The sequence below is a fragment of the Paraburkholderia phosphatilytica genome (assembly GCF_003443895.1).
Taxonomy (GTDB): Bacteria; Pseudomonadota; Gammaproteobacteria; order Burkholderiales; family Burkholderiaceae; genus Paraburkholderia; species Paraburkholderia phosphatilytica.
In genome coordinates this window covers 29,533-41,992 of the sequence record NZ_QQOA01000036.1, presented here as the reverse complement: position 1 = coordinate 41,992, position 12,460 = coordinate 29,533, and the positions used below count along the sequence as shown (strand labels likewise).

The 12,460-nt window shown below is 63.9% G+C and carries 12 protein-coding genes; 9 read left to right on the top strand and 3 right to left on the bottom strand.

What is annotated here, in order from left to right; translation table 11 throughout:
* Window positions 1-13 precede the first annotated feature (13 nt).
* From DVS29_RS28525 to DVS29_RS28490, 8 genes are all read left to right on the top strand, one after another.
* Window positions 14-676 (top strand): DUF2291 family protein, encoded by a 663-nt coding sequence (locus DVS29_RS28525; protein WP_240655822.1) that lies wholly within the window; start codon window positions 14-16, stop codon window positions 674-676.
* A complete protein-coding gene (locus DVS29_RS28520; RefSeq protein ID WP_118183885.1) occupies window positions 676-2,223 on the top strand; it encodes a sugar ABC transporter ATP-binding protein in 1,548 nt (515 codons plus the stop codon). The genes DVS29_RS28525 and DVS29_RS28520 overlap by 1 nt, the downstream gene beginning before the upstream one ends.
* Window positions 2,224-2,254: 31 nt before the next feature.
* Window positions 2,255-3,355, top strand: coding sequence for an ABC transporter permease (locus DVS29_RS28515; RefSeq protein WP_118183884.1), 1,101 nt, complete (start codon window positions 2,255-2,257; stop codon window positions 3,353-3,355).
* A gap of 77 nt (window positions 3,356-3,432) precedes the next feature.
* Window positions 3,433-4,386: a D-ribose ABC transporter substrate-binding protein gene (locus DVS29_RS28510; protein ID WP_118183883.1), complete on the top strand. Its 954-nt coding sequence runs from the start codon at window positions 3,433-3,435 to the stop codon at window positions 4,384-4,386.
* A gap of 70 nt (window positions 4,387-4,456) precedes the next feature.
* Window positions 4,457-5,218 (top strand): triose-phosphate isomerase, encoded by a 762-nt coding sequence (locus DVS29_RS28505; RefSeq protein WP_118183911.1) that lies wholly within the window; start codon window positions 4,457-4,459, stop codon window positions 5,216-5,218.
* 36 nt (window positions 5,219-5,254) lie between these two features.
* Entirely contained in the window at window positions 5,255-5,707 is a 453-nt protein-coding gene (derI, locus tag DVS29_RS28500; RefSeq protein WP_118183882.1) for a D-erythrulose-4-phosphate isomerase, read from the top strand.
* A gap of 12 nt (window positions 5,708-5,719) precedes the next feature.
* Window positions 5,720-7,246, top strand: a complete 1,527-nt coding sequence (locus DVS29_RS28495; RefSeq protein ID WP_118183881.1) for an FGGY-family carbohydrate kinase — start codon at window positions 5,720-5,722, stop codon at window positions 7,244-7,246.
* Window positions 7,247-7,257: 11 nt separating this feature from the next.
* Window positions 7,258-8,997 (top strand): glycerol-3-phosphate dehydrogenase/oxidase, encoded by a 1,740-nt coding sequence (locus DVS29_RS28490; RefSeq protein ID WP_118183880.1) that lies wholly within the window; start codon window positions 7,258-7,260, stop codon window positions 8,995-8,997.
* Window positions 8,998-9,027: 30 nt separating this feature from the next.
* Here the strand turns inward: DVS29_RS28490 and DVS29_RS28485 are convergent, their stop codons facing one another.
* From DVS29_RS28485 to DVS29_RS28475, 3 genes are all read right to left on the bottom strand, one after another.
* Window positions 9,028-9,741, bottom strand: a complete 714-nt coding sequence (locus tag DVS29_RS28485) for an alpha/beta fold hydrolase (RefSeq protein WP_240655821.1) — start codon at window positions 9,739-9,741, stop codon at window positions 9,028-9,030.
* Window positions 9,742-10,008: 267 nt separating this feature from the next.
* Window positions 10,009-10,557 (bottom strand): carboxymuconolactone decarboxylase family protein, encoded by a 549-nt coding sequence (locus DVS29_RS28480; protein WP_118183878.1) that lies wholly within the window; start codon window positions 10,555-10,557, stop codon window positions 10,009-10,011.
* 111 nt (window positions 10,558-10,668) lie between these two features.
* Window positions 10,669-11,505 (bottom strand): helix-turn-helix domain-containing protein, encoded by an 837-nt coding sequence (locus DVS29_RS28475; RefSeq protein WP_118183877.1) that lies wholly within the window; start codon window positions 11,503-11,505, stop codon window positions 10,669-10,671.
* 244 nt (window positions 11,506-11,749) lie between these two features.
* Between DVS29_RS28475 and DVS29_RS28470 the strand changes: the two genes are divergently transcribed.
* Window positions 11,750-12,454, top strand: a complete 705-nt coding sequence (locus DVS29_RS28470; RefSeq protein ID WP_118183876.1) for a DJ-1/PfpI family protein — start codon at window positions 11,750-11,752, stop codon at window positions 12,452-12,454.
* Window positions 12,455-12,460 lie beyond the last annotated feature (6 nt).

Genomic DNA, 12,460 nt, shown 5'->3' with positions numbered 1-12,460 from the left:
AGGAGGTGTCCCGATGAGCACGAGCACGCTCGCCCCTTCGATGAGCCATCGACATCGGCACGGTATTCGCACGGTCATTGCAGCCGTCGTGGTGTTGATCCTGATTGCAGCGATGGCGTTGTCCACCAAGGTCGTGAAGATCGGATCGTCGGCGGATACGCAGGTGCAGAGCTTCGATCCCGCCGCCTACGGCGCGAAGCAGTTTCCGAAGACGCAGGCGGCGATCGAGAAGCGCGCGGTGGATGCGACCACGCTCGCCGCCGCGATTGCGAAGGATCAGGACGCAGCCGGCAAGCAGTACGGGGTGGCGAGCGGCGGTGTTGGCCCGGAAATGTCGGTGAAATTCACGGGCGTGGTGGGCGCTGACGACGGCGGTGTCTACACCGTCAAGGTGCCAGGCGTACCTGATTCGCTGGTGGTGCGCGTGCAGACGGGCCCGGCCATCAACGGCACCGATCTGCGCGATTCGACCGGCACCATCAGCTTCGAACAGTTCACCAACCAGATCGACTATCAGAACGCCGGCTATGCGATCAACGCCGCGATGAAGAAGGCGGTGCTGTCGAAAGTCGATACCAGCAAGCTGACGGGCAAGACGATTTCGGTCGTGGGCGTCTTTCAGTTGATCAATCCGAACGGCTGGCTCGTGACGCCGGCCACGCTGGAAGTGAAATGATGGCTACGCCAGAAACCCGAGACCAGGCGCCGGCAGTCGGCGGAGTTGTGCTGTCGGCGCGCGACGTCGTGAAGTCGTACGGCGGCGTGCACGCGCTGAAAGGCGTGAACTTCGACGTGCATCGCGGCAAGGTCACCACGCTATTCGGCGAGAACGGCGCAGGCAAGTCGACGTTGATGAAGATCCTCGCGGGCGTGGAGACGCCGACGTCCGGCTCGATCGAACTGGATGGTGCAGGCGTTGCGTTCTCGTCGTCGACCGATGCGCGCGAGCACGGCATCTCGATCATCCACCAGGAGCTGAGTCTCGCGCCGAACCTGAGCGTGCGCGACAACATCTTCATGGGCCGCGAACTGCGCACGCCGACCGGCGTCAATTTCGCGGAAGAGGCGCGGCAGACGCGCGCGCTGATGGAGGACCTCGAGGAAGACATCGATCCGCTGACGCGCGTGCAGGATCTGCGCCTCGGCCAGCAGCAGGTCGTCGAGATCGCGCGTGCGCTGTCGGTGCAGTCGCGCATACTGATCATGGACGAGCCGACGTCGGCGCTGAGCGCTTCCGAAGTGGAGGTGCTGTTTAAGGTGATCCGCGATCTGACGAGCCGTGGCGTGTCGATCGTGTACATCTCGCATCATCTCGAAGAGGCGCTGCAGATCACCGACTACGCGGTGGTGCTGCGCGACGGCCGTATCACCGCGACCGCGGAAGCGCGCGACATCGACCTCGCGTGGATCGTGCGCAACATGGTCGGCGAGAACTTCGATCTCGGCACGCCGCCAACCGGCTACGAATTCGGCGACGTCGCGCTGTCCATCGAAGACGTCAGCGTGGCCGACGAATCCGGCTCCGGCATGTCGGTTGTCGATCACTTGTCGCTCAGCGTGCGCGCGGGAGAAATCGTCTGCGTGTACGGGCTCATGGGCGCGGGGCGCACTGAACTGCTCGAAGCGGTGGCGGGACGTTCGCCGGTTACCAGCGGCAAGGTGCTGCTCAAAGGCCAGGATCTCGCCGGGCTCAGCATCGCCGGGCGGATTGCGAAAGGTCTCGTGCTCGTGCCGGAGGACCGTCAGCGCGATGGCCTTGTGCAGACCATGACGGTGGGCAGCAATCTGTCGCTCGCGAGCATCGGCACCTTCGTGAAGGGCATGTTGCTGTCGTTCCCGCGCGAACGGGAGATCGTCGACGCGTCGATCCGCAACGTGCACGTGAAGACGGCCGGCGCGGGCGTGCCGATCGGATCGCTCTCCGGCGGCAACCAGCAGAAGGTCGTGATCGGCAAGATGCTCGCCACGCACCCGAAAGTGATTCTGCTCGACGAACCGAGCCGCGGCATCGATATCGGCGCGAAAGCCGAAGTGTTTCGCCTGCTGAGCGAAAGCGCGAAGCAGGGACTCGCCGTGGTGTTTTCCACTTCCGAAGTGGGCGAATGCCTGAGCATCGCGCACCGCATCGTGGTGATGCGCCGCGGCAAGATTTCCGCCGAATTCGGGCCCGACGCCACCAAGGATCAGATCATGGCCGCCTCCGGCGAAGCCGTGGTCGCCTGATCGCACTACACCAGGACATGGAGACTTCAACATGAACGATTCCACCAAGGCCGCCGGGCCGGGCCGAAACGGCCGCGCGGGCGAGGGCTTCGACATCGGCAAGATGCTGCTCGAAGGGCGCGCATTCTTTGCGCTGATCGTGATCGTCGCCGTATTTTCCTTTCTGTCACCCCATTATTTCGCACTAGAAAACTTCCTGACGATGGCTTCGCACGTCGCGATCTACGGGATTCTCGCGATCGGCATGCTGCTCGTCATCATCAACGGCGGTATCGATCTGTCGGTCGGATCGACGCTGGGGCTGTCCGGCGTGGTGGCCGGCTTCTTCATGCAGGGCGTGACGTTCAATCTGTTCGGGGTCGTGCTGTATCCCGCGGTGTGGGTCGTTGTCGTGCTGTGCTGCGCGCTCGGCGCATTCATCGGCGTCGTGAACGGCGTGCTCATCGCGCGCTTCAAGGTCCCGGCATTCGTCGCGACGCTCGGCGTGATGTACGTGGTGCGCGGACTCGCGCTGCTGATGACCAACGGCCTCACCTACAACAACCTGGGCGGCCAGAGCGACCTCGGCAACACGGGTTTCAACTGGCTCGGTTTCGACCGCCTGTTCGATATTCCCGTGGGCGTGCTGATCCTTGCGGTGATCGCGATTCTCGGCAGCCTGATGCTCACCCGCACCGCGTTCGGTCGCTGGCTCTATGCGTCGGGCGGCAACGAACGCGCGGCCGCGCTTTCCGGCGTACCGGTGAAGAAGGTACAGGTCAGCGTGTACGTGATGTCGGGCGTATGCGCTTCCATCGCCGGCTTGATTCTGTCGTCGCAATTGACCTCCGCGGGTCCGACGGCCGGCACCAGCTACGAGCTCACGGCGATTGCCGCCGTGGTGATCGGCGGTGCGTCGCTGATGGGCGGCACCGGCAATATCCGCGGCACGCTGCTTGGCGCGTTCGTGATCGGCTTCCTGTCGGACGGCCTCGTGATCATCGGCATCTCGTCGTACTGGCAGACGGTGTTCACCGGCGCGGTCATCGTGCTCGCGGTGCTGCTCAACGCCATCCAATATCGCCGTCGCGTCAAGCGTCCCACGCCGACCGCCGGCCACCCCACTTCTCAATTAGGCGGCGGCAAGGCTTGAGCCGCGCCGCCGGTCACCGAGAAGCAAAGCCGGACTGACTCCGGCTCCACCCCTAACCATCGAGACAGAGACACATCATGACAAGCAAGACAAGAAACCTGCTGCTCGCCGCCCTCGTCCTTGTGACCCCCCTGTTCGCGGAGCAGGCTTACGCGGCCGGCGGCCTGATGACCATCATCACCAACGATCCTTCGAATCCGTACTGGCTGACCGAAGGCAACGTCGCCGCGGCCGAAGCGAAAAAACTCGGCTACACGACCAACGTCGTCGCGTCGAAAGGCGACACCAACACCGAGAGCCAGCTGATCGACACCGCGATCACCAACAAGTCGGTCGCGATCATTCTCGATCCGGCGAATGCGAGCGGCTCGGTCGGCGCGGTGAAGAAAGCGGTGGCCGCGCACATTCCGGTGTTCCTCGTGAACGCCGAGATCAACACGGAAGGTCTCGCGAAAGCACAGCTCGTGTCGAACAACGCGCAGGGCGCGGCGCTGGGCGCGCAGCAGTGGGTGAAGGACGTCGGCTCGAAGGGCAACTACGTCGAGCTGCTGGGCGCGCCGTCGGACAACAACGCGGCAACGCGTTCGAATGGCTATACGTCGGTGCTGAGCCAGTATCCGGACCTGAAGAAGGTTGGCTCGCAGGTGGCCAACTGGGACCGCACGCAAGGCTTCAACGCAATGCAAAGCCTCTTGCAGGCGCACCCGGACATCGTCGGCGTGATCAGCGGCAATGACGAAATGGCGCTTGGCGCGATCGCCGCGCTCAAGCAGGCCGGCAAGCTGTCGAGCATCAAGGTGGGCGGCTTCGACGGTTCGCCGACGGCAGTCGATGCGGTCAAGGCCGGCGAGCTGCAATACACGGTGCTGCAGCCGGTCGCGCTGTTCTCGGTGAAGGCGGTGCAGGAAGCCGACGAGTTCATCAAGACCGGCAAGACGGGCGCGAAGACCGAGAAGCAGCTGTTCGATTGCGTGCTGATCACGAAGGCCAACGTGTCGAAGTACACGTCCGCGTTCACCCTCTCGAAGTAACGCAACGGTTCGGGTATCGCGGTGCGCCGCGCCGCGGTACCCGTTCATGGATTCGATTGACGACACCATCATGACTCATTCCCCGTTCTGGGTCGGCACGAGCTGGAAGATGAACAAGACGCTGGCGGAAGCGCGCGCTTTCGCCGAAGGTCTGCTCGCCAGCACAGCCGACTCGCGGATCCAGCGCTTCGTGATTCCGCCGTTCACCGCGATCCGCGAGGTGAAGGCGATGCTCGCGGAGACGACCGTGAAGGTCGGCGCGCAGAACATGCACTGGGACGATCGCGGCGCATGGACCGGCGAGGTCTCGCCGCCGATGCTGGTGGACTGCGCGATGGATCTCGTCGAACTCGGTCACTCCGAACGCCGCGAACATTTCGGCGAGACCGATGCGACGGTTGGATTGAAAGTGGCAGCCGCGGTGCGCCACGGTCTGACGCCGCTCATCTGCATCGGCGAGACGCTCGCCGATCGCGAAAGCGGTCGCGCCGCCGACGTGCTGGCAACCGAAGTGCGCGGCGCGCTGGCGCGCCTGACGCCAGTGCAGCACGCCGCGCCGATCCTGTTCGCGTACGAGCCGGTCTGGGCCATCGGCGAGCACGGCATACCCGCGAGCGCGGAGTACGCCGATGCGCGCCAGGCCGAGATCATTGCCGTTGCCGAAGGGGTGCTCGGCCGCCGGGTGCCGTGCCTCTACGGCGGCTCGGTCAACCCCGGCAACTGTGCAGAACTCGCGGACTGCGCGCATATCGACGGCTTGTTCATCGGCCGCTCGGCGTGGGACGTCACCGGATACCTGGACATTCTCGCGCGCGTTGCGGCGGTGCTGTAACGGTGCGCGTGGAAGCCAAACCCGAAGGAGATCATCATGAAACTTGCGATTGCCGGAGATAGCGCGGGAGCGGGTCTCGCTCATGCGCTCGCCGAACATCTGAAGAGCCGCTTCGAGGTGTTCGAGGTTTCGACCAACGAGGACGATCCTCAGGAGTTCTATGCGGAGCTGTCGGACCGTGTCGCGTCCGGCGTGCTGCGCGGCGACTACGATCGCGCGATCCTGGTGTGCGGCACCGGAATCGGCGTCTGCATATCGGCGAACAAGGTGCCGGGCATTCGCGCGGCGCTGTGCCACGACACCTATTCGGCGGAACGCGCGGCGCTGTCGAACAACGCGCAGATCATCACGATGGGCTCGCGCGTGATCGGCCCCGAACTCGCGAAGAGTATCGCCGAGGCGTTTCTCGAGCAGACGTTCGACGAGCATGGCCGCAGCTCGGGCAACGTGGCGGCGATCAACGCGGTGGATTCCAGACACCGTCGCTAGGCCGGAGAGGCGATGCAGACGTATCTGCTGGGGCTCGACAGCGGTTCCACCGCGACCAAGGCCGTGATCTTCGACACCGCGGGGCGTACCGTCGCCGTGGGGTCGCGACGGGTGGAGCAGCGACAGCCGCGCCCGCGTCACGTCGAGCGCGACATGGACGAGACGTGGGCCGCGGCCGCCGGCGCCATTCGCGATGCGCTCGAATCCGGCCGCGTACCAGCGGATGCGATTGCGGCCGTCGGCGTGACCGGGCATGGCGACGGACTCTACCTCGTCGACCGTGACGGTGTGCCGCTTGGCCCAGGTATGCTGTCGCTCGACAGCCGCGCGGTGAGCGTGCGCGACGAGTGGCGCGAAGCGGGGCTGTTGCAGCCGGCGCTGGAATTGACCGGGCAGCAGCCCTACTGCTACGCGGCCATCAGCCTGCTCAAATGGATTCAGCTCAACGAACCCGAACGCTACGCGAAGATCGGCCATGTGCTGTTCTGCAAGGACTGGCTGCGCCTCTGTCTGACGGGCGTGCCCGCAACCGATCCGACCGAGGCCAGTTCGTCGTTCACGGATGTCCGGACGCAACGCTATAGCGACGCCGTGCTGAACCTGTACGGTCTCGCGTCGATCGGCCCCGCGTTGCCGGAGATCGTGTCGTCTACCGCGGCTGCGGGGCGCGTGACCGCGCGAGCCGCGAGCCTCACGGGTCTGAAGGAGGGCACGCCGGTCGCCTGCGGGCTGCACGATGTGACCTCCAGCGCGCTCGGCATGGGCAACATCGAAGCGGGCGCGCTGTCTATCACCGCCGGGACGTTCAGCATCAACGAGGTGCTGTCCGATCGTCCGCAACTGGATCCGCGCTGGTCGTGCCGCAATGGTCTGCGTACCGGGCAGTGGATGAACATGTCGATTTCGCCGGCGTCGTCGAGCAACGTCGACTGGTTCTTGCGCGAATGTTTCATGCACGAGGCGCATCAAGCCGCGGAGAGCGGGGCTTCACTTTTCGACCTGATCGACGATGAACTGCAGGCCGCGTTCGCGGAGCCGAGTTCGGTGATGTTCCATCCGTTCCTGTTCGGATCGCCGTTCGAGGAGCCCGCGAGCGCGTCGTTCTTCGGCATCCGCAGCTGGCACCATCGCGGTCATCTTGTGCGGGCCGTGCTCGAAGGCATGGTGTTCAACCACCGGTATCACGTCGAAGCGCTGACCAGCGCGTTCCCGGCGTCGCGTGCGGGGTTGACCGGCGGAGGATCGTCGGGGTCGCTGCTCGCGCAGCTGTTTGCGGATGTGCTCGGCATGCAGATCGATATTCCCGAAAGCCAGGAGGCGAGCGCGCTTGGCGCCGCGCTGTGCGCAGGCATCAGTGCGGGCGTGTATGCGTCGCTGCAGGATGCGTGCGTTCGCGCGTGCCGTGTGCAGCGAACGCATTTGCCGAACCCGCAACGTCACGTCGAACTGACCGATGCGTACACGCGCTATATGAAGCTCGTGTCGATCATGAACCCGCTGTGGCCCGCGCTCGATCGCGCGGGCGTCGCAACTTCGTGACCCAACACGCCATGACCGCACGATCCCGTGAACACGCTCTCGACCGGCTTGCGCAGCGAGGCCGCATCAGCGTGTTGATCGTCGGCGGAGGGATCAACGGCGCGGGCCTGTTCCGCGATCTGTCGTTGCAGCAGATCGACTGTCTGTTGATCGACAAGGCCGATTTTGCTTCCGGCGCGAGCTCGGCGCCTTCGCGGCTGATTCACGGCGGCCTCAAGTATCTCGAGACCGGCGAGTTCCGGCTCGTTGCCGAATCCACGCTGGAGCGCAACCTGCTGCTGAAGAATGCGCCGCACGTCGTGCAGCCGCTGGAGACGATCCTGCCGATCCATTCGTACTTCGGCGGCATCGTCGCGTCCGCGCTGCGCTTCTTCGGCGTCAGCTCGAAGCTGGCGGATCGCGGCGCGGTGATTTCCGAGCTCGCATTGACGATCTACGATTTTCTCGGCCGTCACGCGAGGACGATGCCGCGCCACCATCTCGCGTTCAGAACGCGGTCGCTGCGAAGCCTGCCGCTGCTCGATCCCGCGATCAAGGCCACGGCCACGTATTTCGATGCACAGGTGACGCAGGCGGAGCGGCTGAACTACGAGCTGGTGGCGGACGGGCTTGCCGCGTGCGAGGACGCGGCGGCGGCAAACTACATGACCGTAGACCGCGTGGAAGGCGAGCGCATCTGGTTGCGCAATCTCGTGTCGGACCGGTGCGTGTGCGTCGAGCCTACGATCGTCGTCAATGCGGGCGGCGCGTGGATCGACAGCGTGAACCGTTCGCTCGGCCTCGACACGAAGTACATCGGCGGGGCCAAAGGATCGCATCTGATCGTCGATCATCCGGAGCTTCATGCGCAATTGCGCGGTCGCATGGTGTACTTCGGCTCGAAGGATGGCCGCATCTGTCTCGTCTATCCGTTCATGGGCCGGCTGCTGGTTGGATCGACGGACATCCGCGTCGACGATCCCGACCAGGTGCGATGCGAAGACAGCGAAGTCGATTACATGCTCGGCGTGCTGCGAGAAATTTTTCCGCGGCTGAAACTGGACGCGTCGAATATCACGTTCCGCTATAGCGGCGTGCGTCCGCTGCCGCATTCCGATACCGCGAATCCCGGCGAAGTGAGTCGCGATCACGTAGTGCACGTCGATCAGTTGCCCGATACGCGCGTACCGGTGCTGTCGCTCGTAGGCGGTAAATGGACGACGTTCCGCGGCTTCGCCGAAACCGTCGCTGATGACGTGCTCAAACGCCTCGGGCACTCGCGCAGGGTCAGCACGCGACAGGAACCGATCGGCGGTGGTCTTGCCTTCCCGCGCTCGCCGAACGATCGCGCGGCCTGGATCAATGGGCTCGCGGTGCGTTGCGGCATTCCGGTCGAACGCACCGCGGCGCTGTTCGCGCGTTACGGCACTACTGCGTCCGTGATCGCCGCGTTCTGTTCGCCGGTGCGCGGCGGCTTCGACGACCATCCGCTCGCCAGCGCACCGGCTTACTCGGTCCGCGAAATCCAGTATCTGTGTGAGCACGAAACGGTCACGCATCTCGCCGACCTGCTGTTCCGCCGGACCGCCATCGCGCTCGCGGGGCAATTGACCGATGCGGTGGTCGCGGAAACCGCCGCGATCGCCGCCCGGACGTTGCAGTGGGAACCGGCGCGCGTCACGCAGGAGATCGACGCGGTGCGCCGCGTTGCCCGCGAGCGTCATGGACTCGCGATCGGCGACGCCGAACTTGCGTCCACGAATGACGGTTGATCGCGCGACGCCTGCTCGTCCACGCTCCGATCATGGATTCACGGCGTGTGCCGCATCTTCGATCACCTTCTCCACCGCATCCGCATGCGAGATCAGCACGAGGTGCGATGCGCTTTTCACGACCACCGTCTCTCTGGCATTCGCGCGCTTAGCCATGAATTCGTGAAGCGCGGGCGGAATGCTACGGTCGGCCGTGCCGTAGACGAACCACGACGGAATCGACTTCCATGCCGGTGCGCCGCTGACGTCCTTCAACGCAGCTTCGGTCACCGGACGCTGCGTTGCTGCGAGCACGCGCACCCGCGCGTCGGGCAGATCGGCTGCGAAGGGCTCGCGATATTTGCGTTGATCGACGTAGAAATCCTTGCCGCCACCGTCTAGCGGCACCGGCGCCGCCAGCGACGCACCCACCAGGCTGCCGGGAAATTTACCGATCAGATCGAACGCGCTTTCGCCTTCATCAGGCGCGAGCGCGGCCACGTACACGAGTGCTTTCACGTTGTCCGCGCCACTGGCCGCGTTCGTGATGACCGCACCGCCATACGAATGACCGACAAGCACGACGGGCCCGTAAACCTGCTTCACGATCGTCGCCACGTAGGCCGCGTCGCCGCTCAGGCTGCGCAACGGATTGGCGACCACGATGGTGGTATAGCCGTGTGTTTGCAGTTTTGCGGTCACGCCGTCCCATGTCGCCGAATCGGCAAACGCACCGTGCACCAGCACGATGGTGGGCTTTTGCACGGAAGCCGAACTCTGCGCGTCGGCAGCGGCTTGCGCAGGTGCCGCGACGAATGCCGCCACAATCAGACACCACGCCAGGAAGGCAGCGCGAATGGCATGACGGGTCATACGCTTCATGACATTGGAGCATCTCATGCTGTGATCCTTTTCTTGTTGTCCGGGCGCTGCGATTTGCGTTGCCCAGCGGGTTTGACGACATGTGTGGAAAAAGCCCTTCCCCGATGCAGGAAAGGGCTCAAACGAAGCATTGAGTCGCTTACTCGAACCTCAAGCCTTCCATGCGTGGGCCTGGAACATGTCTTCGAGCGGCGGCTGGGTGACGCTCGCGGTGTAGTTCGTCATGGTCGACGCGGCAACCACGAGAATCACGTCGAGCACCAGCGCCTGATCGAAACCGGCTTCCGTGAAAGCGGCGATGTCCTGATCGCCGACGAGACCGCGCTTCTCGATCAACGTGCGCGCAAGGCGCGACAGCGCCGCAAACTTCGGATCCTGCGGCAGGCGGCGTTCGCGGATCGCTCGCACGTCGGCCTCGGTCAGGCCTTCCTTGAGCGCCAGGAACGAGTGGAACGCGACCGGCCACGTGGAGCCGTTGGTGACCGCGTTGGTCAGCAGCAGCACCTGAACCTGCGCCTCGCTAAAGCTGCCGCCATGCACCTGCGAGAACACACCGACCAGGCCGTTGATCAGATGCGGCGAACCGGCAATGGCGCCGGCGATGTTGGGGACCATGCCGAATGCCTGCGCGAGGGCATTCAGCGAAGGCTTCGATTGTTCCGGGGCGTTGTCGAGCGTATAGATGGGAAAGTGAGCCATGATGTTTCCTTGAGAGTTGAACGTGTCGGCGAGAATCATCGAACGACAGGTGCAGATTAGTGAGGCTTGCGCGGCTCGCCAATTACATGGCATGTAATCAGGACCGCCGCGTTATTCGCGAATGGCGTCGAACAGCGCGAAGTGCCGCGCTTCGGTTTCGTCGTCGGCGGGGAACATGCATTCGATTCGCAGTTCCTGAGCGGCGACCGTCAACGGCGTGCCGACGGTGGTGATCATCGAGAAGTAGTTGAGGACCGTGCTGTCCTTGCTGAAACCCATTGGCACCATCGGCATGCTGTTTGCAGAACCTGCGATGCCTTGCGATTTCCATTCGGGCTGCACGCCAGGGTAGGCGAGCAGCGCGTCGAGCAGTTGCTGCGTCTGCATGTCCACGACATGTCCCACCGCTTCGCGATGCACACGCTGAATCAGGCTGCGCGCCACCGTTTCCCAGTGCGTCATATGCGGCCGCATGCCATGGGGATCGAAGATCAGATGCAGCATGTTGCGTGGCCCCTTGCGCGCGGCCATGTCGACGAAACAGTTGAAGAAGTCTGGCGCGGCGCGGTTGGTCATCAGCACGTTCCAGTACCGGTCCATCAGCAATGCTGGAAATGGCTCGTGCTGCTGCAGTTGACGCCTGACGGCGCTCATCACGAGCGACATCTCCTGCGCACTCCATCCCGCTTCCGAATACATCGGCGCGTACCCGGCCGATAGCAGCAGGATGTTGCGTTCGCGCAGCGGCACGTCGAGCGACTGCGCGAGGTTCAGCAGCGTCTGTCTGCCCGGCACGCTTCGTCCGCTTTCGATGAAGCTGATCTGCCGCTGCGAAATGCCCGCATCGAGCGACAGATCGAGCTGGCTGACGCCACGCACCTCCCGCCAGTAGCGAAGCAGGCCGCCCAGTTCCTTCGACACTTTCTGTTCGAGGCTCACTGCACTCATGACGAGTCCTGTATGTACTAAGACAAAAAATCGATTGCGGCGCGACGCGCGCACACTCGACCGGATACCGGAATGTATCGAGTCTCGTTCATATCGCGCAATTACATCCGATGTAATCAAATGGCGCCGGATATTTGCGTCGAAACTGACGAGTTGACATGATCTTGAATGGGTATATAGTTGGCTCGTTAACTAGTACAAATGCATGTACGTACTGGTACAAACGAAGCAGAGGAGGTAGATTATGACTATCCCATCGGACATCCACCTGAAGATCGGCGGCATCATTTTTCCGAACATGGATCAGTGCGACTTCACGGGTCCGTTCGAGGCGCTCGCGCGCGTGCCGAACTCGTCGTTCGTGACGATCTGGAAGGACAAGAACCCGGTGCGCGATCTTGCCGGCATGCAACTGCTAGCCGATACGACGTTCGACGAGGCGCCGCAACTGGACGTGCTGCTGGTGCCGGGCGGTCACGGTCAGGAAGCGCTGATGAACGACGAAACCGTGCTGTCGTTCATTCGCGCACAGGCGGCGGGCGCGCGCTACGTGTATTCGGTCTGCACGGGCGCATTGCTGTGCGGTGCGGCGGGTCTGCTGGAAGGCAAGCGTGCCACCACACACTGGAGCGCGATGGACGTGCTCCCGCTGTATGGCGCGACGCCGAGCAACGAGCGTGTGGTGATCGACGGTCAGTTCATCAGCGCCGGCGGCGTGACCTCGGGCATCGACGGGTCGTTGATCGTGGTCTCGCTGCTGCGCGGCGAGACGGTTGCGCAGGAGTTGCAGCTCTACATGGCGTACGACCCGCAGCCTCCGTTCAATGCGGGTTCGCCCGCCACCGCGCCGGCGTCGATTCTCGCGACGGTCACCGAGCGCGCGCGGGCGATCACGGAGAAACGGTTGGCAACGGGTCGCGCGTATCGGTCGCGTGTGCAGGTTGCTTAGGCGCCG

Coding starts and splice junctions, on each gene's coding strand:
- DVS29_RS28525 (WP_240655822.1), top strand. CDS start 14: ATGAGCACGAGCACGCTCGCCCCTTCGATGAGCCATCGACATCGGCAC.
- DVS29_RS28520 (WP_118183885.1), top strand. CDS start 676: ATGGCTACGCCAGAAACCCGAGACCAGGCGCCGGCAGTCGGCGGAGTT.
- DVS29_RS28515 (WP_118183884.1), top strand. CDS start 2,255: ATGAACGATTCCACCAAGGCCGCCGGGCCGGGCCGAAACGGCCGCGCG.
- DVS29_RS28510 (WP_118183883.1), top strand. CDS start 3,433: ATGACAAGCAAGACAAGAAACCTGCTGCTCGCCGCCCTCGTCCTTGTG.
- DVS29_RS28505 (WP_118183911.1), top strand. CDS start 4,457: ATGACTCATTCCCCGTTCTGGGTCGGCACGAGCTGGAAGATGAACAAG.
- derI (WP_118183882.1), top strand. CDS start 5,255: ATGAAACTTGCGATTGCCGGAGATAGCGCGGGAGCGGGTCTCGCTCAT.
- DVS29_RS28495 (WP_118183881.1), top strand. CDS start 5,720: ATGCAGACGTATCTGCTGGGGCTCGACAGCGGTTCCACCGCGACCAAG.
- DVS29_RS28490 (WP_118183880.1), top strand. CDS start 7,258: ATGACCGCACGATCCCGTGAACACGCTCTCGACCGGCTTGCGCAGCGA.
- DVS29_RS28480 (WP_118183878.1), bottom strand. CDS start 10,557: ATGGCTCACTTTCCCATCTATACGCTCGACAACGCCCCGGAACAATCG.
- DVS29_RS28475 (WP_118183877.1), bottom strand. CDS start 11,505: ATGAGTGCAGTGAGCCTCGAACAGAAAGTGTCGAAGGAACTGGGCGGC.
- DVS29_RS28470 (WP_118183876.1), top strand. CDS start 11,750: ATGACTATCCCATCGGACATCCACCTGAAGATCGGCGGCATCATTTTT.